We start from the raw sequence: 23234 nt of genomic DNA, 5'->3' as shown, positions 1-23234 counted from the left end.
CTGGTGTGATTTGTGTCATATCAGGCGTTTGCCGTCGGCACCCGGGTGGACCCGTGACCGCCGCGCCGTGCCAAACTTGACGGCGTGACGCGTCCGCGACCCTCGATCGGGCCCGCGCTGGCCGGTGCGGTCGATCTTTCCGGTCTCAAGCAGCGAGCCCAGCAGAGCGCTTCCTCTCCCGGCGCGGGCGCGCCGGCGGGACCGACGACCCCAGGGGCAATCGAGGTCACCGAGGCCAACTTCGAACAGGAAGTCCTGATCCGGTCCGACGAAGTTCCGGTCGTCGTCGCGTTGTGGTCGCCGCGCAGTGACGCTTGTGTCCAGCTCGTCGAGACGCTGGCCGGCCTGGCGGCCGAGGACGACGGCAAGTGGTCGCTCGCGACCGTCAACGTCGACGTGGCCCCCAGGGTGGCCCAGATATTCGGCGTCGACGCGGTGCCGACCGTGGTCGCGTTGGCCGCCGGACAGCCGCTGTCCAGCTTCCAGGGAGTACAGCCACCCGACCAGTTGCGGCGCTGGGTGGACTCGCTGCTGTCGGCGACGGCCGGGAAGCTCAGGGGCCCAAGCGGTTCCGAGCAGGTGGAAGTGGACCCAGAGTTGGCCCACGCCCGCCAGCAGCTCGAGGACGGCGACTTCGCCGGCGCCAAGGAGTCGTATCAGGCGATCCTGGACGCCAACCCGGCGAGCTCCGAAGCCAAGGGCGCGATCCGGCAGATCGACTTCCTCACGCGCGCAACGGCGCAACGCCCGGACGCGGTCACAGTGGCCGCCGCCGCTCCCGGCGACATCGACGCCGCATTCGCGGCCGCCGACGTGGAGATCCTCAACCAGGACGTCGGCGCCGCGTTCGAGCGCCTAATCGCGTTGGTGCGCAGCACATCCGGCGACGACCGCACCCGGGTGCGCACCCGACTGATCGAGTTGTTCGAGCTCTTCGATCCCGCCGACCCCGAGGTTGTCGCCGGTCGGCGCAACCTCGCCAACGCGCTGTACTGAGTTCGCCCTTACGGGCCCGATATCCCGTTCGTGCCGGGCAGGCCGAGCAGCCCGCCCATGCCCCCGCCACCGCCGGCGCCGCCGAGGCCCGTCGCCCCGCCGACTCCGCCGTTGCCGCCGTTGCCGCCATCGCCGAGGAGTACGGCGTTGCCGCCCGCCCCGCCGGCCCCACCGGCGCCGGTCACCAGCATGCTGTTGCCGCCCGCGCCGCCGCCGCCGCCGTTGCCGACGAGTCCTGCCTTACCCCCGGCGCCGCCGGCGCCTCCGTCGCCGCTGAGCCCGAACGCGCCGTTGCCGCCGGTCCCGCCGGAGCCGGCGAGCAGGCCGGCGTTACCGCCGGCCCCACCGGATCCGACGCCGGCCAGGCCGCTGCCGCCGGTCCCGCCGGAACCGCCGTCGCCGACGAGTGAGCCGCCGTTGCCGCCGGCTCCGCCGGCCCCGCCGGTGCCGCCGACGTCGATCCCGAACCCGCCGGTGCCGCCGGAGCCGCCGGATCCGAGCAACCCGCCTCCGCCGCCGTGACCGCCGGCACCGGCTGCGTGTTTCAGGGCGTTCCCGCCGGTGCCGCCGGAGCCGCCTGCGCCTGCCAACAGGCCGGAGTTACCGCCGGTCCCGCCCGATCCGCCGACTCCGTTGCCGCCGTAGCCGCCCGTGCCTCCGGAGCCGCCGTTACCCATGAGCAGACCGCCGTTGCCGCCGAGACCGCCGACCCCGCCCGCGGCCTCGACGCCCTGGCCGCCGCTGCCACCCGGGCCGCCGGAAGCGAACAACCCGCCGCCGCCGCCCGTGCCGCCGGCCCCGCCGTTTGCGCTGTTGATACCGTCCCCACCGCTGCCGCCGGCGCCGCCGCCGGGGCCGAACAGGCCGCTGGCGCCGCCGGTCCCGCCGGTCCCACCCGCGCCACCGGTGCCACTGGCGAACCCGCCGGCACCTCCGGCGCCGCCGGCGGCGAACAGCCCGCCGGCCCCACCCGTGCCACCGGTTCCGCCGAAGAGGCCGATCCCGCCGTTCCCGCCGGCACCGCCGACGCCGAACACGCCTCCGCCACCGCCGGCACCTCCGATGCCGCCGGACCCGCTGGTTCCGCCCCCGAGACCGCCGGTCCCACCGATGCCACCCGCCCCCCACAGCAGGCCACCTCTGCCGCCGGCGCCCCCTGCCGCACCGTTGCCAGTGGCGGTCGCGGCACCGCCGCCGGCACCGCCCATCCCGCCGGTGCCGAAGAGGCCGGCGCCACCGCCCTTGCCGCCGGGCTGCCCGAGCCCGCCGGACCCGCCGGCGCCGCCGTTGCCGATCAGGATTCCGCCCGCGCCGCCGGGCGCGCCCGTGCCGGGCGCGCCGTTGGCGCCGTTGCCGATCAGCGGGCGCCCCAGCAGCAGCTGGGTGGGGGTGTTCACCAGGCCGAGCAGCTGCTGCTCCAGGCCCTGCAGGGGTGACGAGTTCGCGGCCTCGGCGGCCGCATAGGCCGCCCCGCCCGCGGACATCGCCGCGACGAACTCGGCATGAAAGGCCGCCGCCCGCGCGCTCAGCGCCTGAAACTCCTTGGCCTGTGCGGAAAACAGCGCCGCGACGCCCACCGACAGCTCGTCCGTGGCCGCGGGCACGATGCCCGTCGTCGGGGCCGCTGCGGTCGAGGTGGCCGCGCCGATCGCGGCGCCGATATTCGCTAAGTCAGAAGTCGTCCCGGAAATGGCTTCTGGCACAGCAAATAGGAATGACATGTATGCCTCCAGGCATGTACGGCGAGTCCGCGAGGACATGCCGGACCCGGGCATCGTCAAATCATTGAGCGGAATTGATCCTATCGGTAAGCATTCAAATTCCGAAAGGAAATCGGATCAATTGACGACGAATAATTTGGAGCTTTACTTATCGCAATGCGCCGAGTATAAGCCGCGGGCGTGTTTCTATTCGGGTTCCAGCCACAACGCCGACGTGGGCGGCAGCACCATCACCGCCGAGGCGGGGCGGCCATGCCACGGGTCGTCGGTGGCGTCGACGCCGCCCATGTTGCCGATTCCCGAGCCGTTGTACACCGTCGCGTCGGTGTTGAGCACCTCGCGCCAGCGGCCGGCATAGGGCAGCCCGAGCCGGTAGCCGCTGTGCTCCGAACCGGCGAAATTGAAGACGCACGCCATTACCGAGCCGTCTTTGCCATATCGCAGGAAACTCAAGACGTTGTTAGCCGAGTCGTTGGCGTCGATCCAGGAATAGCCCTCGGGAACGGTGTCCTGGCTCCACAGGGCCGGGCGGGTGCGATAAATCTCGTTGATGTCGCGCACGAAACGCAACACTCCGTTGGAGAAGCCCTGTTCGTCGAGCTGCCACCAATCCAAACCGTTCTGCTCGGACCACTCGGCGCGTTGGGCAAATTCTTGGCCCATGAACAATAATTGCTTGCCCGGGTGCGCCCATTGGTAGGCGAGCAGGCTGCGCAGCCCCGCGGCCTTGACGTGGTTGTTGCCCGGCATGCGACCCCAGAGGGTCCCCTTGCCGTGCACCACTTCGTCGTGACTGATCGGCAGCACGTAGTTCTCGCTGAACGCGTACAGCATCGAGAACGTCATCTCGTGGTGGTGATAGCTGCGGTAGATCGGATCGCGGCCGATGTAGTCGAGCGTGTCGTGCATCCAGCCCATGTTCCACTTCATCGAAAAGCCAAGGCCGCCAAGATTGGTCGGCCGCGTGACGCCCGGCCACGAGGTCGACTCCTCGGCGACGGTGACGATGCCGGGCGCGGCCTTGTGTGCCGTGGCGTTCATCTCCTGCAGGAACTGCACGGCCTCCAGGTTTTCCCGCCCGCCGTAGATGTTCGGGGTCCAGCCGCCCTCGGGGCGCGAGTAGTCCAGGTACAGCATCGATGCGACCGCGTCCACCCGCAGGCCGTCCACGTGAAACTCCTCGAGCCAGTACAGCGCGTTGGCGACCAGGAAGTTGCGCACCTCCGCGCGGCCGAAGTCGAAGACGTAAGTGCCCCAGTCGAGTTGCTCGCCGCGCTTGGGGTCGGCGTGCTCGTAGAGCGGGGTGCCGTCGAATCGCCCCAACGCCCACGCATCCTTCGGGAAGTGCGCAGGCACCCAGTCCACGATCACGCCGATGCCGGCCTGGTGCAGGGCGTCGACCAGCCCCCGGAAGTCGTCGGGCGTGCCGAATCGAGACGTCGGGGCATAGTACGACGTGACCTGGTATCCCCACGAGCCCGCGAACGGGTGTTCGGCGACCGGCAGCAGCTCCACATGTGTGAACCCGTGCTCCACAACGTAATCCGTCAGCTCGCGGGCGAGCTGGCGGTAGCTCAGGCCCGGACGCCACGAGCCGAGGTGCACCTCGTAGGTGCTCATCGGCTCGAACACCGGATTGCGCTGCGCGCGCCGCGCCATCCAGTCCGCGTCCTCCCACGTGTAGGTGCTGCGCGTGACGCGGGACGCGGTGTGCGGCGGAACCTCGGTGGCGAATGCCATGGGATCGGCCCGCTCGGTCACCACGCCGTCGGCGCCGTGCACCCGGAACTTGTACAGGCCCTCCACCGGAAAACCGGGCCAGAACAGCTCCCACACCCCGGAGGAGCCGAGCACCCGCATCGGCGCGTCGTTGCCGGTCCATCCGTTGAACTCCCCGATCAAGTTGACGCCCTTGGCGTTCGGCGCCCACACGGCGAACGAGACCCCGGTCACGACGCCGTCGGCCGTGGTGAACGAGCGGGGATGGGCGCCCAGGACTTCCCACAGCCGCTCGTGGCGGCCCTCGTTGAACAGGTGCAGGTCGACTTCGCCCAGGGTGGGTAGGAAGCGGTAGGCGTCGGCGACGACGTAGGGGTCGGAACCCTCGTAGGTCACCTCGAGCCGGTAGTCGATCAGGTTGGTGAACGGCAGCGCGACGGCAAAGAGGCCGGCTTCGACGTGCTGCAGCGGGAACCGGTCCTCGCCGACCAGCGCGACGACTTCCCGCGCGTGCGGGCGAAACGCGCGGATCACCGTGTGGTCGCCGTACTCATGGGCACCGAGGATGCCGTGCGGGTTGTAGTGCGCGCCGGCCACTAGGCGCGCCAAGTCCGCCGGATCGGGCGCCAGATCCAGTCCGGCCAGTTCGTCGGTTCGGCTCACAGCCCGTCACCTCCTACGCAGCAGCGTGATTCGCGATTCGTAAGGTATGAGCGGCATGTTGATGATGTGCGCGACCGCCTGCCCGGGATCGAGGCGAATGTAATTGGATTGCCCCCATTGAAATTCCTGACCGCTGATCTCGTCGCGCACCCAAAAACGCTCATAAGGTTCCATACCCAATGCGGCCATGTCCAACCACAGCGTCGCTTCCTCGGGCCCGAACGCGTTGAGCGTCACCACCACCAGCACGCAATCGCCGGTGGCCGGGTCGAACTTGCTGTAGGCAAGCACCGCGTCGTTGTCCACGCCATGGAAATGGATCGTGCGCAGCTGCTGAAGGGCCGGATGCAGCCGTCGAATCATGTTGAGCCGCTTGATGAATGGTTCGAGTGATCGGCCTTCGGCCAGCGCACCCGCAAAGTCGCGGGGACGCAATTCGTACTTTTCGGAGTCCAGGTACTCCTCGCTGCCCTCCCGCACCGCGCGGTGTTCGAACAGCTCGTAACCGGAGTACACGCCCCAGGCGGGTCCCATGGTCGCCGCCAGCACCGCGCGGATGGCGAACATGCCGGGGCCATGGTGCTGCAGCACCGCATGCAGGATGTCGGGGGTGTTGACGAACAGGTTCGGCCGGCGAAAGTCGGCGAGGGCGGCGATGTCGTTGCCGAATTCGGTGAGCTCCCATTTGGACGTGCGCCAGGTGAAGTAGCTGTAAGACTGCGTGAAGCCGAGCTTGGCCAGGCCGTACTGCCGGGCCGGCGGCGTGAAGGCCTCCGAGAGGAAGAGCACGTCGGGGTCGGCGTCCTTGACCTGACCGATCAGCCAGGCCCAGAAATCGGGCGGCTTGGTGTGCGGATTGTCGACCCGAAAGAACTTGATGCCGTGGTCAATCCAGTGCCGGACCACCCGCAGCACTTCGTCGTAAAGACCCGCCGGGTCGTTGTCGAAGTTGATCGGATAGATGTCCTGGTACTTCTTCGGCGGGTTCTCCGCGTAGGCGATGGTCCCATCGGGCAGTTCGGTGAACCACTGCCGGTGTTCGCGGGCCCACGGATGATCGGGCGCGCACTGCAACGCCAGGTCCAGCGCCACCTCCATGCCCAAATCGCGTGCGGCGGAGACGAAGTCGTCGAAGTCGTCGATCGTGCCCAGGTCCGGGTGTATCGCGTCGTGGCCGCCCTCGTCACTGCCGATCGCCCACGGGGATCCCACGTCGCCGGGCGCAGCCGTCGGGGAGTTGTTGCGGCCCTTGCGATGTACCTTCCCGATCGGATGGATCGGCGGGAGGTAGACGACGTCGAAGCCCATGTCCGCGATCCGGGGGAGCTGGGCGGCGGCGGTGGCGAATGTGCCGTGCACGGGCTTGCCATTCTTGTCCCAGCCGCCCGTCGAGCGCGGAAACATTTCGTACCAGGCGCCGAAGCGGGCCAGCGGCCGGTCCACCCACACCCCGAACTGCTCGCCGCGGGTGACCAGGTCGCGCAATGGATATTCCGCCAGGAGTTCCTCGATTTCGGGGGCCAGCGCCAGCGCGGTGCGGGTGACCGGGTCCCCGGGCGTCCGCAGCGCCTTGGCCGCCGCGAGGAGCGGGTCGCGATGCGCCCGCGGCACACCGGTCGCGGCACGCTCGAACAGCGCGGCTCCCACCAGTAGATCGTTGGACAGCTCGGTCGCGCCCTGTCCGGCGTCGAGCTTGGCGACCAGCCCGTGCCGCCACGAGTGAATCGGGTCACCCCACCCGTCGACGCGGAAGGTCCACAGCCCGACCCGGTCGGGGGTGAACACCCCGTGGAAAACGTAGGGTTCCTGGCCCTCGGTCATCGGGAGCAGCAGCGGCTTGATGCGCTGCTCGGCAGCCTTGCCGTCGACCGCCGGTGCGGTCCGTTCGGGGGCCTGAACGGCCTTGATTCGGCGCGTTTCGGTGACCTGCGGATAGCGCTGGCCGTGATAGCGCACGACCAGGGTCGCCGCGACCGCCTCGTGGCCTTCTCTCCAGACCGCGGCACTGACCGGGACCATCTCACCGACCACCGCCTTGGCGGGGTACGCGCCGCAGGAGACGACGGGCTGGACGTTGTCGATCTCGACACGACCGGGCACAACCACTCCGTTTCGATTGTGTGGCGAGACCGCGCTGTGCTTCGCCGCGGAATGCCTCGCCTCTCAGAAACTTCCTGCCGTGGGACTTCATCTAACGGAACCGCATCGTTGCGGCCCCATCACTAACCGATACCCAGCCTAGTGGGCGATCACACACCGGCGAATCCGAACGAGCACTCGCTGGACCTGCGAGCGGCGAAATCCTCAGTAAGGTAATGACGTGTGAAAGCCCTTCGCCGCTTTACCGTCCGTGCTCATTTGCCCGAGCGTCTCGCTGCGCTGGATCAGCTTTCGACCAACCTGCGGTGGTCGTGGGACAGGCCCACCCAAGACCTGTTCGCGACCATCGACGCGGAGCTGTGGGCGCGCTGCGGCTGCGATCCGGTGGCGCTGCTCGGTGCGGTGAGCCCGTCCCGGCTGGACGAGTTGGCGCTCGACGAAGGATTCCTGGGCCGGCTCGACGCGCTTTCCGCCGACCTGAACGATTACCTGAGCCGTCCGCTCTGGTATCAGCAGCGCCAGCATGCCGGTGCCGCGATGCCGGCCGCGATCGCGTACTTCTCGATGGAGTTCGGCGTCGCGGAGGTGCTGCCCAACTATTCGGGCGGCCTGGGGATCCTCGCCGGGGACCACCTGAAGTCCGCGTCCGATCTGGGCGTCCCGTTGATAGCGGTGGGCCTCTACTACCGCTCCGGCTACTTCCGGCAGTCGCTCACCGCGGACGGCTGGCAGCACGAGACCTACCCGGCGCTGGACCCGCAGGGGCTGCCCCTGCGGCTGCTCACCGACTCCGCGCGCAATCCGGTGCTGGTGGAGCTGACGCTGCCCGACTCGGCGCAGCTGCGGGCGCGGGTCTGGGTCGCGCAGGTGGGAAGGGTTCCGCTGCTGCTGCTGGATTCCGACGTCCCCGAGAACGAGCACGAACTGCGCGGCGTCACCGATCGGCTCTACGGCGGCGACCAGGAACACCGGATGCGCCAAGAGATCCTGGCCGGCATCGGCGGGGTGCGGGCGATCCGCGCGTTCACCGCGATCGAGGGGCTGCCCGCCCCCGAGGTGTGGCACATGAACGAGGGGCACGCCGGCTTCCTCGGGACCGAACGCATCCGCGAGCTGATCACCGATTCGGGACTGGACTTCGACACCGCGCTGACCGTCGTGCGGTCGGCCACCGTGTTCACCACCCACACGCCGGTACCCGCCGGCATCGACCGGTTCCCGGTCGACATGGTGCGGCTGTACTTCGACGACGGCCTGGGCGACGGCGCGGACGGGGACGCGAAGGCCAAGGGCGCGCCCACCTTGCTGCCGGGCGTGCCGACGGCCCGGATCCTCGAGCTCGGCGCCGAGGAAGATCCGACCAAGTTCAACATGGCCCACATGGGTCTGCGGCTGGCGCAGCGCGCCAACGGCGTCTCGTTGTTGCACGGGCGGGTCAGCCGGGCGATGTTCAACGAGCTGTGGCCGGGATTCGATCCGGCCGAGGTGCCGATCGGCTCGATCACCAACGGCGTTCACGCCCGCACCTGGGCGGCGCCGCAATGGTTGCAGCTGGGGCGCGAGCTGGCCGGGTCGGATTCGTTCGGTGATCCGGGCGTGTGGCTGCGCCTCCAGGAGGTCGACGCCGGTCACCTGTGGTGGATCCGCTCCCAACTGCGGTCGCTGCTGGTCGAGGATGTCCGGCGGCGGTTGCGCCGCTCGTGGCAGGAGCGTGGCGCCCCGGATGCCGAATTGGGTTGGATCGCAAAGGCTTTCGACCCCGACGTGCTCACCGTCGGGTTTGCCCGGCGGGTGCCGACCTACAAGCGACTGACGCTGATGCTGCGCGATCCGGATCGGCTGCAACAACTGCTGCTCGACAAGGATAGGCCGATCCAGCTGATCGTGGCCGGCAAATCGCACCCGGCCGACGATGGCGGCAAGGCGCTGATCCAGCAGGTGGTGCGCTTCGCCGACCGGCCGGAGGTGCGGCACCGCATCGCGTTTCTGCCCGACTACGACATGTCGATGGCCCGGCTGCTGTATTGGGGTTGCGACGTCTGGCTGAACAACCCATTGCGCCCCCTGGAGGCCTGCGGCACTTCGGGAATGAAGAGCGCGCTCAATGGGGGGCTGAACCTGTCCATCCGCGACGGCTGGTGGGACGAGTGGTACGACGGCGAAAACGGTTGGGAGATACCGACCGCCGACGGCGTGGCCGACGAGTCCCGTCGCGACGACCTGGAATCCACCGCGCTGTACAACCTGCTGGAGCAGTCGGTGGCGCCGAAGTTCTACGAGCGCGACGAACACGGGGTCCCGCCGCGGTGGATCGAGATGGTGCGCCACACCCTGCAGACCCTCGGCCCGAAGGTGCTGGCGTCCCGCATGGTTCGCGATTACGTCGAGCAGTACTACACGCCGGCGGCGGAATCGCTGCGCAGAACCACGGCGGCCGAAGACGGCGGCGCGGAATTCGACGCGGCCCGCGAGCTGGCCGTCTATCGCCGGCGCGCCCACGAGGCATGGCCCAAGATCACCATCACCGACGTCGACAGCACCGGCCTGCCGGACACCCCGGTGCTCGGCTCCAAGCTGACGTTGACCGCGACCGTGCAGTTGGACGGGCTGGCGCCCGACGAGGTGACGGTCCAGGCGCTGGTGGGCAGGGTGGACACCGGCGACGCGCTGCTGGACCCGGTCACCGTTGAGATGTCCTACACCGGCACCGCCGAGGGCGGCAACCAGGTCTTCTCGACGACCACGCCGCTGCCGCTCGCAGGAGCGGTCGGATACACGGTGCGGGTGCTGCCCAACAACCCCATGTTGGCCGCCAGCAACGAGCTCGGTCTCGTCACCCTGGCCCGCTAGCCGCGGGTGCGCGCAGCCGCTCCAGCGCGGCGCGGACCTGCGCCGGATTGGTGGTCTGCCAGAACGGCGGCAGCGACGCGCGCAGGTAGCCGCCGTAGCCCGCGGTCACCATCCGCGAGTCGAGGACCGCGACGACGCCGCGGTCGGTGACGCGGCGCAGCAGCCGGCCCGACCCCTGGGCCAGCAGCAGCGCGGCATGGTTGGCGGCGACGGCCATGAAGCCGTTGCCGCCGCGCGCGGCCACCGCGCGCTGCCGCGCGCCCAACAGCGGGTCGTCGGGCCGCGGGAACGGGATGCGGTCGATCAGTACCAGCGACAGCGACGGCCCCGGCACGTCGACGCCCTGCCATAGCGACAGCGTGCCGAACAGGGAGGTCTCCTCGTCGGCGCTGAACTGCTCGACCAGCGCCGAGGTGCTGTCGTCGCCCTGGCACAACACCGGCGTCGGCAGCCGCCCGCGCATGGCCTCGGCGGCGGCCCGGGCGGCCCGCATCGACGAGAACAGGCCCAGGGTGCGCCCGCCCGCGGCGGTGATCAGCTCGGCGATCTCGTTCAGCTGCTCCGCCGAGCCGGTGCCGTCCCGCCCCGGCGGCGGCAGATGGGCGGCCACGTAGAGGATTCCGGCCTTTGCGTGGTCGAACGGCGACCCGACATCCAGGCCGCGCCAGGGGGCGTCGCCGTCCTCCCCGCCGGCCAGGCCCCAGGAGGCGGCCATCGCGTCGAAGGACCCGCCGATCGCCAGCGTCGCCGACGTCAACACCGTCGTCGAACGCGAGAACACCTCGGTGCGCAGCAGGCCGGCGACCGACAGCGGCGCCACCCGCAAGACGGGCCGCATCGAACCCCGGTTGTCCTCGTGGTCGAGCCAGACCACGTCGGTGCGATCCGGGATCGGCGGGGTGAACGACGTGAGGATCCGCGACGCGGTGTCGGAGATTTCGCTCAGCGCCGCAACGGCTTCGGCGCGCGCCGACGCCGCCTTGCTGTCGCTGGTGGTGTCGATCGCCGACCGCGCCGCGGTGGCCACGTCGCGCAGCGCCGTCAAATAGGTCGCCATCTCGTCGTCGAGGCGGTCGATGCGGCCCGGCGTGCCGTCGTGGATGGCCGCGGCGAAGTTGGCGGTCGTCGCCTCCAGTCGTTGCACCAGTTCGGGATCCACCAGCCGGGTGATCCGGCGCGCGGCGACGCCGAGGCCGGCCGACGTCAGCTCGGCGGTGGCCACCGACGTCACCCGGTCGACGAGCTCGTGCGCCTCGTCGACCACCAGCAACGCGTGCTCCGGCAGCACCGCCGATTCCGCGACGGCGTCGATGGCCAGCAGCGCGTGATTGGTGACGACGACATCGGCCCGGCCGGCCTCCGCGCGAGCCCGCTCGGAGAAGCACTCGGCGCCGAAGGGGCAGCGCGCCACGCCCAGGCATTCTCGTGCCGAGACGCTGACCTGCGACCAGGATCGGTCCCGCACGCCCGGCTTCAGGTCGTCGCGATCACCGGAATCGGTCGTCGACGCCCAGGCGGTGAGGCGTTGCACGTCGCGGCCCAGCGCGCTGACCGCCACGGGATCGAAGAGCTCTTCCTGAGGCCGCTCGTCGTCCGACTCGCCGGCCGCTGCGCCGTTATGGATCTTGTTCAGGCACAAGTAGTTTCGCCGCCCCTTCAGCAGCGCAAAGCGGGGCCGGCGCGGCAGCGCATCGGCGAGCGAGTCGGCCAGCCGGGGCAGGTCGCGGTCGACGAGCTGACGCTGCAGTGCGATCGTCGCCGTCGACACGACGACCGGCGCCTCGTCGGTGACCGCGCGGACGATCGCGGGAACCAGGTAGGCCAGCGACTTGCCGGTGCCGGTGCCGGCCTGCACGACGAGATGCTCGCCGGTCTCGAAGGCCCGCTCGACCGCGCCGGCCATCTCGACCTGCCCGGGGCGCTCGCTGCCGCCGAGCGCGGCCACGGCGACGGCGAGCAACCCGGACACGGACACGTCGGACGTGGTCATGGCCTCGCTCTCAGGCCCGGATCTGGGTCGTCGGGATCGCGGGCTCGCCGTGCGAGAGGTTCAACCCCTCCCACGGCAGGCTGCGCAGGCCCGAGGCCACCAGCTCCCGCGCCGTGGCCAGATCCGCGTCGAACACCGCTTCGCCGCCGCGGACGAGCGGCGTCGTCACCGCCCGGCACGGCTCGGTGGTCTCCGGGGGGCGGCCCGCCGGATAGACCACCTCCTCGGTGATGGTGCCGGTCGGCCGTGCCAAGCGCAGCGCCTGTTTGCGGCCGCCGTGGGATTCCTTGTGGCTGCTTCGCTTTTGCACCGGCATGCCGTCCACCTCGACCAGCTTGTAGACCATGCTCGCGGTCGGCGCGCCCGAGCCGGTGACCAGCGACGTGCCGACGCCGTAGCTGTCGATCGGCTCGGCGCGCAGCGCGGCGATGCTGAATTCGTCGAGATCACCGGACACCACGATGCGGGTTTGGGTGGCTCCCAGCCCGTCGAGCTGGTCGCGCACCTGCCGGGCGAGCACCCCGAGCTCACCGGAGTCGATGCGGACGGCGCCGAGCCCGGTGCCGGCGGCCGCCACCGCGTTGGCCACGCCGGTCGTCACGTCGTAGGTGTCCACCAGCAGGGTGGTGCCGGCGCCCAGCGCGTCGACCTGGGCGCGAAAAGCCGCGACCTCGTCCGGGCCGTCCCGATGCGTATGCAGCATGGTGAACGCGTGCGCGGAGGTGCCCTCGGCGGGAATGCCGTACCGGCGCTGCGCCTCCAGGTTGGAGGACGCGGCGAAGCCGGCGATGTAGGCGGCACGGGCCGCGGCGACCGCCGCCTGTTCGTGGGTTCGGCGCGACCCCATCTCGACCAGCGGGCGATCCCCCGCGGCGCTGACCATGCGCGCCGCCGCCGAGGCGATCGCCGTGTCGTGGTTGAAGATCGACAGCGCCAACGTCTCGAGAACGACGCATTCGGCGAAGCTGCCGTGCACCGAAAGCACCGGCGATCCGGGGAAGTACAGCTCGCCTTCGGCGTAGCCGTCGATATCGCCGCCAAACCGGAAATCGCGCAGGTAAGCCACGGTGTCCGGGTCGAGGAAGCGGGCCAGCAATTCGCAGGCGTCGTCGTCGAACCTGAACTGCGGCAACGCTTCCAGGAGCCGGCCGGTCCCGGCGACCACGCCGTAGCGGCGCCCGTCGGGGAGCCGGCGGGCGAACAGTTCGAACGTGGTCCGGCGGTGGGCGGTGCCGTCGCGCAGCGCCGCCGCCACCATGGTCAACTCGTACTTGTCAGTCAGTAGCCCGGCTAGGACCGGCTCGGTCATTCCGCAACGGTAACGGCTGGCGGCGACGGGCGTGTGTCTCGGTATCGTAGGGGCCATGGTTGTTGCGTCAGCGCCCACGAAACCGGGCACTACCGGGCAACGCGAGTCGGCTCCGGTGGACGTCACGGCCAGCCCGTGGGTCACCATCGTGTGGGATGACCCGGTCAACCTGATGACCTACGTGACGTACGTCTTCCAGAAGTTGTTCGGCTACAGCGAGCCGCACGCCACCAAGTTGATGCTGCAGGTGCACAACGAGGGCAAGGCGGTGGTGTCGGCGGGCAGCCGGGAATCCATGGAAGTCGACGTGTCCAAGCTGCACGCCGCGGGTTTGTGGGCGACGTTGCAGCAGGACCGGTGAGGTTCCAGGTAGTCCGGGACTCCTTGTGCGCAAATGGAAGCGCGTCGAGACCGCCAACGGTCCCCGTTTTCGGTCCGCCTTGGCTTCACACGAGGCCGCCCTGCTCACCAACCTGGTGAGCGCGATGATCGGCCTGCTCGACGAACGCGAATCTTCCTCGCCCACAGACGAACTCGAGGAGATCACCGGCATCAAGACCGGCCATGCCGAACCGCCACGTGATCCGACGCTGCGTCGGCTGCTGCCGGATTTCCACAATCCGGACGAACTCGACGACCAAGCGGCCGATCAAACGCCCGACGGCCTCAACGCCGCGCTGCGCAGCCTGCACGAGCCGGAGATCATCGCGGCCAAACGCGCTGCGGCGCAACGGGTCCTGGACACCGTTCCGGGCGATGGCGGCCGCTTCGAGCTGACCGAGGACGACGCGAACGCCTGGATCGCGGCCGTCAACGACCTTCGGCTGACGTTGGGGGTCATGCTCGAGATCGGGCCGGAGGGCCCGGAGCGCCTGCCGGCTGACCATCCGCTGGCCGTGCACTTCGACGTCTACCAGTGGCTGACCGTCCTGCAGGAGTATCTGGTTTTGGCCCTGATGGGGACCCGATGAACTGCATCACCGACGTCGCGGGCATCCGCGTCGGCCACTACCAGCGACTCGACCCCGACGCGTCGCTGGGCGCCGGGTGGGCCTGCGGCGTGACGGTCGTGCTGACGCCGCCCGGGACGGTCTGCGGCGTCGATTGCCGCGGGGGCGCGCCCGGCACCCGGGAGACCGATCTGCTGGATCCGGCCAACACTGTGCGGTTCGTCGACGCGGTGTTGCTCGCCGGCGGCAGTGCCTACGGCCTGGCCGCCGCCGATGGCGTCATGCGCTGGCTCGAGGAAAACGAGCGCGGCGTGGCCATGGACGGCGGCGTCGTCCCCATCGTGCCGGGAGCGGTGATCTTCGACCTGCCGGTCGGCGGCTGGGACCGCCGGCCGACGGCCGATTTCGGGTATGCGGCCTGCGCGGCCGCCGGGACCGGCGAGGTGGCGGTCGGGACCGTCGGCGCGGGGGTCGGGGCGCGGGCCGGGGTGCTCAAGGGCGGCGTCGGGTCGGCCTCGGCGACGTTACCGTCCGGGGTCACCGTCGGCGCCGTCGTCGTGGTGAACTGCGCCGGCGAAGTCGCGGACCGGGCGACCGGCCTGCCGTGGATGGCAGACCTGATACGGGAGTTCGCGCTGACGCCACCGCCGGCCGAGCAGATCGACGCGTTCGCGCAGTTGCCGTCGCCGCTGAGCCCCGAGCACCCGCTGAACACCACCATCGCCGTGGTCGCGACCGACGCCGCGCTGAGCCCGGCCGCGTGCCGGCGCGTCGCGATCGCCGCCCAGGACGGCCTGGCCCGGACCATCCGCCCGGCGCACACCCCGGTGGACGGCGATACGGTGTTCGCGCTGGCGACGGGGGCGGTCGAGGTGGCCCCGGCCGTCGCTTCGAAGCCGCCGCCCGCCGCCTTCCTGCCCGAGACGGGGCTGGTCGCCGAGGTCGGTGCGGCCGCGGCCGACTGCCTGGCCCGCGCGGTGCTGGTCGGGGTGTTTGCCGCCGAGTCGGTCGCCGGAATACCGAGCTACCGCGACGTGTTGCCCGGCGCATTCGCCTGAGGGAAACCGTGACCTACCCGAGCCGCATCGACATCAACCGGTGCCTATGCCGGTAGCCTGGACCATGCCGAGAACGCTCTAGAAGGGCAGCTATGGGCATGACGCGCCGGCGACGACCCAGAGCGCAGCGATGAGGAGGAGCGGCGCTCAATGAACGGACATGTCGGCCAGCCGCGCACACCTGCAACCAAGTCGAAAAAGCGACCCCAGTGGGTGGTGGGCGGGGCCACGATCCTCACCTTCGTGGCGCTGCTGTATCTGGTCGAGCTGATCGACCAGCTGATGGGCGGCCGGCTGGATTCCAACGGCATCAGGCCGCTCACCACCGACGGCCTCTGGGGCATCATCTTCGCGCCCGTTCTGCACGCCAACTGGCAGCACCTGATGGCCAACACGGTGCCGCTGCTGGTGCTCGGCTTCCTGATGACGCTGGCGGGATTGTCCCGCTTCGTCTGGGCCACTGTCATCGTCTGGGTTTTGGGCGGCTTCGGCACCTGGCTGATCGGCAATGTGGGAAGCGCTTGCGGGCCGACGGATCACATCGGGGCGTCCGGCCTCATCTTCGGCTGGCTGACGTTTTTGCTGGTCTTCGGGATATTCGTGCGCAAGTTCACCGACATCGTCATCGGGTTGGTGGTGTTGTTCGCCTACGGCGGCGTGCTGCTCGGCGCGATGCCAGTGCTCCACCAGTGCGGCGGGGTGTCCTGGCAGGGCCATCTGAGCGGTGCGGTCGCCGGCGTGGTGGCGGCCTATCTGCTCTCCGCCCCGGAGCGCAAGGCCCGCGAAAAGAAAGCCGTCGCGCGACGGACCAAGACATGAGTTCGCCGTTGGCGCCCGTCGGGGTCTTCGACTCCGGCGTCGGGGGACTGACCGTCGCGCGGGCAATCATCGACCAGCTCCCCGACGAGGACATGATCTACGTCGGCGACACGGCCAACGGTCCCTACGGCCCGCTCTCCATTTCCGAGGTGCGCGCGCACGCGCTGGCCATCGGTGACGACCTAGTCGACCGCGGCGTCAAGGCGCTGGTGATCGCCTGCAACACGGCGTCGGCGGCCTGCCTGCGCGACGCCCGGGAGCGCTACGACGTGCCCGTCGTCGAGGTGATCCTGCCGGCGGTGCGGCGCGCGGTCGCCACCACCCGCAACGGGCGCATCGGGGTCATCGGCACCCGGGCGACGATCAACTCGCACGCCTACCAGGACGCGTTCGCCGCCGCCCGGGACACGGAGATCACCGCGGTGGCCTGCCCGCGGTTCGTCGACTTCGTCGAGCGCGGGGTGACCAGCGGGCGCCAGGTGCTCGGGCTCGCCGAGGGCTACCTGGAGCCGCTGCAGCGCGCGCAGGTCGACACCCTCGTGCTCGGCTGCACCCACTACCCGCTGCTGTCCGGGCTGATCCAACTGGCGATGGGCGAGAACGTCACGCTGGTGTCCAGCGCCGAGGAAACCGCCAAGGAGGTGCTGCGGGTCCTCACCGAAACCGACCTGCTGCGCCCGCATGACGCGCCGCCCGCCACGAGGGTCTTCGAGGCCACCGGCGACCCCGAGGCCTTCACCAAACTGGCCGCGCGGTTTCTGGGTCCCGCGGTGACTGGCGTGCAACCAGTGCATCAAACCCGCGCCCGCTAGCGCGCCGGGAGATTCTGGTCACACCAAAGCGGCCATGTTTTCTCCATCGCCCCATCGGGCATGGCACAGTAGTGTCCGTGCGAATAACCGTGCTCGGCTGCTCGGGCAGCGTGACCGGTCCGGATTCGCCTGCATCGGGTTATCTGCTTCGGGCACCGGATACCCCGCCGCTGGTACTCGACTTCGGCGGCGGTGTTTTGGGCGCGCTGCAGCGCTACGCCGATCCCGGTTCGGTGCACGTGTTGTTGTCACACCTGCACGCCGATCACTGCCTGGACGTGCCGGGCCTGTTCGTGTGGCGCCGCTACCATCCGTCGAAGCCGCTCGGCAAGGCGCTGCTGTACGGCCCCGGCGACACCTGGTCCCGGCTCGGCGCCGCGTCCTCGCCCTACGGCGGCGAGATCGACGACTGCTCCGACATTTTCGACGTACGTCACTGGGTCGACGGCGAGCCGGTGACGTTCGGCGCGGTTACGGTGACGCCGCGCGTCGTGGCACACCCCACCGAGTCGTACGGCTTGCGGATCACCGACCCCAGTGGCGCGTCGTTCGTCTACAGCGGCGACACCGGCCTCTGCGATCAGCTGGTCGAGCTGGCCCGCGGCGCCGACGTCTTCCTCTGCGAGGCCTCCTGGACACACGCGGCGGATCGGCCGCCCGCGCTGCACATGTCCGGCACGGAGGCCGGCCGGGTCGCGCGGCAGGCCGGTGTGCACGAGCTGTTGCTGACGCACATCCCACCGTGGACATCGCGCGAGGACGTGATCACCGAGGCCAAGGCCGAATTCGACGGCCCGGTGCACGCGGTCGTCTGCGGTGAGACGTTCGATGTCCGCCGCTCCGAAAGGGTCTGACCACCCGGCGTTGGCTAGGGTTACTGGGTGTCCAAACGAGAAGACGGCCGCCTCGACGACGAGCTTCGCCCCGTCGTCATCACCCGCGGATTCACCGACCACCCGGCGGGTTCGGTACTGATCGAATTCGGCCACACCAAGGTCATGTGCACGGCCAGCGTGACCGAGGGGGTGCCGCGCTGGCGCAAGGGATCGGGATTGGGCTGGCTGACCGCCGAGTACGCGATGCTGCCGTCGGCCACCCACACGCGCTCCGACCGCGAATCGGTCAAGGGCCGGCCGAGCGGGCGGACCCAGGAGATCAGCCGGCTGATCGGCCGGTCGCTGCGGGCGTGCATCGACCTGCGGGCGTTGGGGGAGAACACGATTGCCGTCGACTGCGACGTGTTGCAGGCCGACGGCGGCACCCGCACCGCGGCCATCACCGGCGCCTACGTTGCCCTGGCCGACGCGGTGACCTACCTGTCGGCGGCGGGCAAGCTTTCGGACCCGCGCCCGCTGTCGTGTGCCATCGCGGCCGTCAGCGTCGGCGTTGTCGACGGCCGGATTCGGGTCGACCTGCCCTACGAGGAGGACTCCCGCGCCGAGGTGGACATGAATGTCGTGGCCACCGACACCGGAACCCTGGTGGAGGTCCAGGGGACCGGCGAGGGGGCGACGTTCCCACGCTCGACGCTCGACAAGCTGTTGGACGTGGCGCTGGCCGCATGCGACAAGTTGTTCGCCGCCCAGATTGAGGCTCTGGCGCTGCCGTACCCCGGGGTGCTGCCCGAGGGACCGACGCCGTCGAAGGCGTTCGGCAGCTGACCGTGCCAGATGGTGATGACCCGCTGCGCCCGGCTCCGCCGCGCTTGCGATCATCACGGCTGCTGGTCGCTAGCGTGACCCTGGCCTAACTGCCCCGCGGCCTTCGACCACCGCCGAGACCGCGCCCAAGACTAGACCCATTCCGGTCGGTTATGACTCATCCTGCCGCAGCTCGAATATCGGGATGGTGCGCGTGGTCTTCGACTGATAGTTCGCGAACGCGAACGCAGGCACGGTCGCGTTGATCTTGGGGATGATCGCCTCACGTTCGGTCGAGTCGAGCTCGTGCGCAACGACCTCGAACGAGTCGGTGGCGACTTCAACGTGCGCCCGCGGGTTGGCCCGCAGGTTGTGCACCCACGCCGGGTTGATGTCGGCGCCGCCGTAACCGGCGACGATTAGCAGCTTGCCGTCGATACGGAAGACCACCAGCGGCGCGACGCGCGGCTCGCCGGACTTCGCGCCCTTCGTAGTGAGTAGCAGCAGCTCGTTGCCTTCGAATCGCCCGCCGACCTTGCCTGCGTTGGCACGAAATTCGTCGGTGATGTTTTTGTTGAGCGCCCTGAGCGTCTCGGTATCGGGTTGGTGACTCACTCTGGGCGTAGCCACTTGGTTGTCCCTTCTATTCCTCTGCACCGCTTGATGCCGCTCGCGTCGCCGACCCACCGTCTCGCAGTCCGTAAGGTGGCCGGGGTGGCAACGGCAACGACCCAGACCCATATTTGGGGATAGATGACGACTCGCCTGCTGGTCGCCAGCCGCAACCCCAAGAAGCTGGCGGAACTGCGCCGGGTGCTCGACGGCGCCGGCCTGTCGCGGTTGACGCTGGTTTCGCTGGACGACGTGGCGCCGGTCGACGAGGCCCCCGAAACCGGTGCGACGTTCGAGGACAACGCGCTGGCCAAGGCGCGTGACGGGTTCGCCGCGACGGGCCTGGCGTGCGTGGCCGACGACTCGGGCTTGGAGGTGGCTGCGTTGAACGGGATGCCCGGCGTGCTGTCGGCGCGCTGGTCCGGCAACCACGGCGACGATGCGGCCAACACGGCGCTGCTGCTGGCGCAGTTGCGTGACGTTCCCGACGACCGGCGCGGCGCGGCGTTCGTATCGGCCTGCGCGCTGGTCTCCGCGTCCGGGGAGGTCGTCGTCCGCGGCGAGTGGCCCGGCTCGATCGCGCGGGAGGCGCGCGGCGACGGCGGGTTCGGCTACGACCCGGTGTTCCTTCCCGACGGCAGCGACCGCACCGCTGCGGAGTTGAGCCCGACGGAGAAGGACGCGGTGTCGCATCGCGGTCGCGCGCTCGCGCTGCTGGTGCCGGCGCTTGGGGCGCTCGCCTGAGCGGCGCCGGTAATCACATACGCCACATCAGCCTCCGCAAAGGAGCGGTTGACTTTCTGCCCGCCTCATAGCGACAGGCCGTCAACCGGAGTCGCTATGAGGCGGGCACAACGTGTGTCGCCGCCGGGAGAGATGAAAGTGGCAGATGTGACTTAAAGCCCGAAGCGCGCTTTGACGTCCTTCGTCTGGAAGTGCTCGACGATGATGCCGAGCAGCGGGATGGTCCCGGACAACAGCACGCCGATGGTCTTGCCGATCGGCCAGCGCACCTTGATCGCGAGGTTGAACGCCGCCAACACGTAGGCGAAATAGACCCAGCCGTGTACCACCTCGATCCAACGGATCTCGTGGTGGAATGCCAGGTGCGAGACGATCTCATAGCACAACGCGATGAGCCAGAGACCCGTCGTCCAGGCCATCACCCGGTACGCGAGCAACGCGGTGCGGATCTTCTCTTCGGGGAAGGCGGGCGCGGGTGTCTCGGGCGTGCTCATGCGGTGGTCCTGTTCTCCTTCTGGGCGTCTTTCTGGGCGAGCTCGGCGAGGTAGGCGTTGTACTCCCGCAGCGCGGGATCGTCGGTCGGTGGCTGCGCCGGCTTGGGCCGCTCGGGCAGCAGGCCCGCGGGTATCTCGGTCATCTCGGCGCTGTTGGGCGCTTGCGGCGGCTCCTCCTCGTAGCGCACGAACTTGCGGTAGGCGTAGACGCAGAACCAGGCGAACAGCGGCCACTGCAGCGCGTAGCCCAGGTTCTGGTAGGTGCCAGAGACCGACTGAAACCTCGTCCACTGCCACCAGCCCAGGGCCATGCAGCCACACGCCGCGACGATCACCAAAGCGATCAGCGCGGGCCTGCGACGGCGGGTAGTCGGCACCCCTTGAACGTACCGCTCACGATTTCGGCCCGACGAATTCGTCGAAGCAGCGCGGTACGATCGGCTCCGCCGCGGGCGTGGCGAAATTGGCAGACGCGATGGTTTTAGGTGCCATTGCTCGAAAGAGCTTGAGGGTTCGAGTCCCTCCGCCCGCACCGATGCGGTGGGTGCATTCACGCTGGTAGACAGTGGTTTTCATGTTTGCTAGCTAACTCTGTGGCCGGTCCGTGGCCGCATTTTGGCCACAACTTGCGAGTAACTTCGGCGAGTCACAGTTATCCCGAGTGGAGTACCGGGCGTGCAGACTGATCGCCACGGCATCCAGGTCGTCGTCGAACAAGTCCGCATAGGTGTCGAGGGTGATCTTGGCCGACTTGTGGCCGAGCATGCGTTGCAACGCAAGGACGTTCACCCCGGCCGAGACCGCCAGGGACGCGCACGTGTGCCGAAGATCGTGTGGGGTGACCTTCTGCACCTTCGCCCGCTTCACAGCCGCCTGAAACCAACCCGTCGAAGACTTCGGCCGCTGCAAATACCCGCCATCGCGGCCCGGAAAAACGAGCTCGCCCGGAGCCTTCCCCTTGCACTGGCGCGACAATTCGTTGAGCACAAACTCCGGCACCGGAACCGACCGCGCCTGCCGACCCTTCGTAGGACCGACGGCATGCTTGGTGCCAATCTGGACGGCATTCTCCGAAACGGTGAGCCGGCGCCGCAGAAACTCCACATCGGCCACCCGCAGGCCAATAGCTTCGCCCCACCTGATCCCGGTATAGGCCAACACCAACACCAATGGCCGGTACTCGCCTGCCTCATCGGCCAGCCGTTGCACGTCATCGGCCGACAGGTAAACGTGGCGCCGCGCGATCTTGCGCGGGAGATTCTCGATTCCCTTGCAAGGGTTAGCCGCCAGCCGCTTCGCCTTCACCGCATCGGCGAGAATCCCCGACAGCACGCCTTGAGCGCGCAGCACCGTTGTGGCGCCACTGCCGTCACGGCCCATGGCGGCGATCCACGCCTCCACGCCGAGCGTGTCGACGTCGGCCACACTGACCGACCCCCACCGCGGCGCCACATGAACGCGATACGCAGACTCAAGCGTTCGGTAGTGCGCTGGCGCAGTTGCCTGTTGCTTGCGCACAAGCCAGTCGCCTGACAGCTCGCCAACAGTGATCCGACCCAACGATGGCTTGACGTACTGGCCGGCCATCATGTCGACCTCGACACTGTTGGCGAACTGCTCGGCATCACGCTTTGTTCGGAAGCCGCGCTTTTGTGTTTCGCCCCGGTCGGGCGTCCGGTACCGAACCCTGTAAAGAGTTGTGCCGTTTGAGGTTTCGTACTTACTGATCGTCGCCATCGTCTTCGTTCCGATCGCGCACCAACCTGGTCAGAGTCGGCCCAAGGCCCAACTCCACGAGTACGACCTCACGATGTCGCCAAGACGGGAGCGCTCGCGCAACAAACGTCAAGAACTCGCTATAGTCACCGTCGCGCAGCTGCCTATTTGCCTGCAGCCAGCCCCACAGTCGACGAGCTTCTACTTCGCCTTTCACGCCGGTTGCCGCAACCATATCTTCGCCGGTTTCGCTCGCTGGCATGAGTAGCGATATCGGCGAAACTCCAAGAGCCACAGCTAAAGCCATCAAGTCGTCGGCGTCGACACGACGTTCCCCGGACTCGATACGTCGCAAGCCCAGCGGCGGTATTTCGCGGCCGATGTCGGCCAGCCGGCGACTCAACTCGGCGTAGCTCAGATTCCCTCGAAGGTTGCGAACCGTGTGGGTCAGGTTAGTGCCGGTCGCCCCTAAGTCTGATTTCTTGCCTGCCACGTTGGCTACCGTACGCGATCAAAGATAGAGATTCAAGTGCTTACTTGATTCCACCCGCGGTAAATGATAAAGATGTAACTCAAGCGATCAACCATCGCCTAAGTGCGATCAAAGATGGAGCAAGCTTGATGTTCACACTCGATGCCCTGCCGGACCTCATCACTCCCGCAGAGCTGGCTCAATTCATGCGAACCACCACCAACAGCCTCGCCCAGGACCGTTATCTCGGCCGCGGCGTGCCGTTCGTAAAGCACGGCAAAAAGGTGCTGTACAGCCGCAATGACGTCGCGGCGTACCTCGATCGGAACCGCTGCCGGCGCACGGATGACCCGCGCGGAGTAGTTCGCGTAGGCGGTGACGGCGCGTGACCGAGAGCAGAAACGGTCCGCCGGAAAACAGAAACCGCCCCGCGGCCAACGGGGCGGCATCTCCGAAAACAGCAAGTAATGACACTGTACCGCGCGCTCGGCACGTCTGCCGCCTGCAGCGCGGCTGGGCAGCTCCGCAGGATTTGGCGAGCCAGCTCAACCGCCGCCGACAAAGTGCCA

At 68.8% G+C, this 23234-nt stretch carries 21 protein-coding genes, 1 tRNA gene and 1 pseudogene; 13 read left to right on the top strand and 10 right to left on the bottom strand.

Annotation, left to right across the window (positions count from 1 at the left end):
* Positions 1-84 precede the first annotated feature (84 nt).
* Positions 85-996, top strand: coding sequence for a tetratricopeptide repeat protein (locus tag AC5Y4S_RS10185; RefSeq protein WP_500032477.1), 912 nt, complete (start codon positions 85-87; stop codon positions 994-996).
* 8 nt (positions 997-1004) lie between these two features.
* On the opposite strand, the gene AC5Y4S_RS10180 is transcribed toward AC5Y4S_RS10185, so the two are convergent.
* From AC5Y4S_RS10180 to AC5Y4S_RS10170, 3 genes are all read right to left on the bottom strand, one after another.
* Positions 1005-2717 carry a PE family protein gene (locus AC5Y4S_RS10180; RefSeq protein ID WP_500032476.1) on the bottom strand — a complete coding sequence of 571 codons (1713 nt, stop codon included), beginning with the start codon at positions 2715-2717 and terminating at the stop codon, positions 1005-1007.
* Between the two features lie 186 nt (positions 2718-2903).
* Positions 2904-5099, bottom strand: coding sequence for a 1,4-alpha-glucan branching protein GlgB (glgB, locus tag AC5Y4S_RS10175; RefSeq protein ID WP_500032475.1), 2196 nt, complete (start codon positions 5097-5099; stop codon positions 2904-2906).
* Between the two features lie 6 nt (positions 5100-5105).
* Positions 5106-7199, bottom strand: a complete 2094-nt coding sequence (locus tag AC5Y4S_RS10170) for an alpha-1,4-glucan--maltose-1-phosphate maltosyltransferase (protein WP_500032474.1) — start codon at positions 7197-7199, stop codon at positions 5106-5108.
* Positions 7200-7421: 222 nt separating this feature from the next.
* Here AC5Y4S_RS10170 and glgP point away from each other — a divergent pair, with 222 nt between their 5' ends.
* A complete protein-coding gene (glgP, locus tag AC5Y4S_RS10165) occupies positions 7422-10049 on the top strand; it encodes an alpha-glucan family phosphorylase (protein ID WP_500032473.1) in 2628 nt (875 codons plus the stop codon).
* On the opposite strand, the gene AC5Y4S_RS10160 is transcribed toward glgP, so the two are convergent.
* Complete coding sequence (locus AC5Y4S_RS10160) at positions 10033-12039, bottom strand: ATP-dependent DNA helicase (protein WP_500032472.1); 2007 nt, start codon at positions 12037-12039, stop codon at positions 10033-10035. The two genes, glgP and AC5Y4S_RS10160, sit on opposite strands and share 17 nt — an antisense overlap.
* Before the next feature lie 10 nt (positions 12040-12049).
* On the bottom strand, positions 12050-13348 hold the full coding sequence (locus AC5Y4S_RS10155; RefSeq protein WP_500032471.1) for a nicotinate phosphoribosyltransferase: 1299 nt from the start codon (positions 13346-13348) through the stop codon (positions 12050-12052).
* A gap of 55 nt (positions 13349-13403) precedes the next feature.
* On the opposite strand from AC5Y4S_RS10155, the gene clpS reads away from it, so the two are divergent.
* From clpS to rph, 8 genes and pseudogenes are all read left to right on the top strand, one after another.
* Positions 13404-13709 (top strand): ATP-dependent Clp protease adapter ClpS, encoded by a 306-nt coding sequence (clpS, locus tag AC5Y4S_RS10150; protein WP_066928670.1) that lies wholly within the window; start codon positions 13404-13406, stop codon positions 13707-13709.
* A gap of 25 nt (positions 13710-13734) precedes the next feature.
* Positions 13735-14319 (top strand): oxidative stress transcriptional regulator AosR, encoded by a 585-nt coding sequence (gene aosR, locus AC5Y4S_RS10145; protein WP_500032470.1) that lies wholly within the window; start codon positions 13735-13737, stop codon positions 14317-14319.
* A complete protein-coding gene (locus AC5Y4S_RS10140) occupies positions 14316-15356 on the top strand; it encodes a P1 family peptidase (RefSeq protein ID WP_500032469.1) in 1041 nt (346 codons plus the stop codon). The genes aosR and AC5Y4S_RS10140 overlap by 4 nt, the downstream gene beginning before the upstream one ends.
* Before the next feature lie 33 nt (positions 15357-15389).
* A pseudogene (locus tag AC5Y4S_RS10135) lies at positions 15390-15458 on the top strand (hypothetical protein); the annotation flags it as partial.
* A gap of 48 nt (positions 15459-15506) precedes the next feature.
* Entirely contained in the window at positions 15507-16175 is a 669-nt protein-coding gene (locus AC5Y4S_RS10130; protein WP_500032468.1) for a rhomboid family intramembrane serine protease, read from the top strand.
* A complete protein-coding gene (gene murI, locus AC5Y4S_RS10125) occupies positions 16172-16987 on the top strand; it encodes a glutamate racemase (protein ID WP_068107585.1) in 816 nt (271 codons plus the stop codon). Before AC5Y4S_RS10130 ends, murI begins: the two co-directional genes overlap by 4 nt.
* Positions 16988-17058: 71 nt before the next feature.
* Positions 17059-17841, top strand: a complete 783-nt coding sequence (locus AC5Y4S_RS10120; RefSeq protein ID WP_068137154.1) for a cyclic nucleotide-degrading phosphodiesterase — start codon at positions 17059-17061, stop codon at positions 17839-17841.
* A gap of 27 nt (positions 17842-17868) precedes the next feature.
* Complete coding sequence (gene rph, locus AC5Y4S_RS10115; RefSeq protein WP_500032467.1) at positions 17869-18648, top strand: ribonuclease PH; 780 nt, start codon at positions 17869-17871, stop codon at positions 18646-18648.
* 150 nt (positions 18649-18798) lie between these two features.
* Here rph and AC5Y4S_RS10110 read toward each other — a convergent pair whose 3' ends face one another.
* The gene (locus AC5Y4S_RS10110) at positions 18799-19242 is read right to left on the bottom strand and encodes a nitroreductase family deazaflavin-dependent oxidoreductase (RefSeq protein ID WP_500033282.1); all 444 of its coding nucleotides are present in this window, start codon (positions 19240-19242) and stop codon (positions 18799-18801) included.
* Positions 19243-19380: 138 nt separating this feature from the next.
* Between AC5Y4S_RS10110 and rdgB the strand changes: the two genes are divergently transcribed.
* A complete protein-coding gene (gene rdgB / locus AC5Y4S_RS10105; protein WP_500032466.1) occupies positions 19381-19983 on the top strand; it encodes an RdgB/HAM1 family non-canonical purine NTP pyrophosphatase in 603 nt (200 codons plus the stop codon).
* Between the two features lie 152 nt (positions 19984-20135).
* Here the strand turns inward: rdgB and AC5Y4S_RS10100 are convergent, their stop codons facing one another.
* Entirely contained in the window at positions 20136-20477 is a 342-nt protein-coding gene (locus AC5Y4S_RS10100) for a DUF3817 domain-containing protein (RefSeq protein ID WP_500032465.1), read from the bottom strand.
* The gene (locus tag AC5Y4S_RS10095) at positions 20474-20854 is read right to left on the bottom strand and encodes a hypothetical protein (protein ID WP_500032464.1); all 381 of its coding nucleotides are present in this window, start codon (positions 20852-20854) and stop codon (positions 20474-20476) included. The genes AC5Y4S_RS10100 and AC5Y4S_RS10095 overlap by 4 nt, the downstream gene beginning before the upstream one ends.
* A gap of 71 nt (positions 20855-20925) precedes the next feature.
* Here AC5Y4S_RS10095 and AC5Y4S_RS10090 point away from each other — a divergent pair.
* Positions 20926-21009, top strand: a tRNA-Leu gene (locus tag AC5Y4S_RS10090).
* A gap of 53 nt (positions 21010-21062) precedes the next feature.
* Here the strand turns inward: AC5Y4S_RS10090 and AC5Y4S_RS10085 are convergent.
* Both AC5Y4S_RS10085 and AC5Y4S_RS10080 read right to left on the bottom strand, forming a co-directional pair.
* Positions 21063-22214, bottom strand: coding sequence for a site-specific integrase (locus tag AC5Y4S_RS10085; protein ID WP_500032463.1), 1152 nt, complete (start codon positions 22212-22214; stop codon positions 21063-21065).
* A complete protein-coding gene (locus tag AC5Y4S_RS10080; protein WP_500032462.1) occupies positions 22198-22686 on the bottom strand; it encodes a helix-turn-helix domain-containing protein in 489 nt (162 codons plus the stop codon). Before AC5Y4S_RS10080 ends, AC5Y4S_RS10085 begins: the two co-directional genes overlap by 17 nt.
* A 128-nt stretch (positions 22687-22814) precedes the next feature.
* On the opposite strand from AC5Y4S_RS10080, the gene AC5Y4S_RS10075 reads away from it, so the two are divergent.
* Entirely contained in the window at positions 22815-23054 is a 240-nt protein-coding gene (locus AC5Y4S_RS10075; RefSeq protein WP_500032461.1) for a helix-turn-helix domain-containing protein, read from the top strand.
* The last annotated feature ends 180 nt before the right edge of the window (positions 23055-23234 follow it).

It is taken from the genome of Mycobacterium sp. NGS64 (assembly GCF_059812245.1).
The sequence above is the reverse complement of the archived record's forward strand: the minus strand, read 5'-3'. Positions and strand labels throughout refer to the sequence as shown.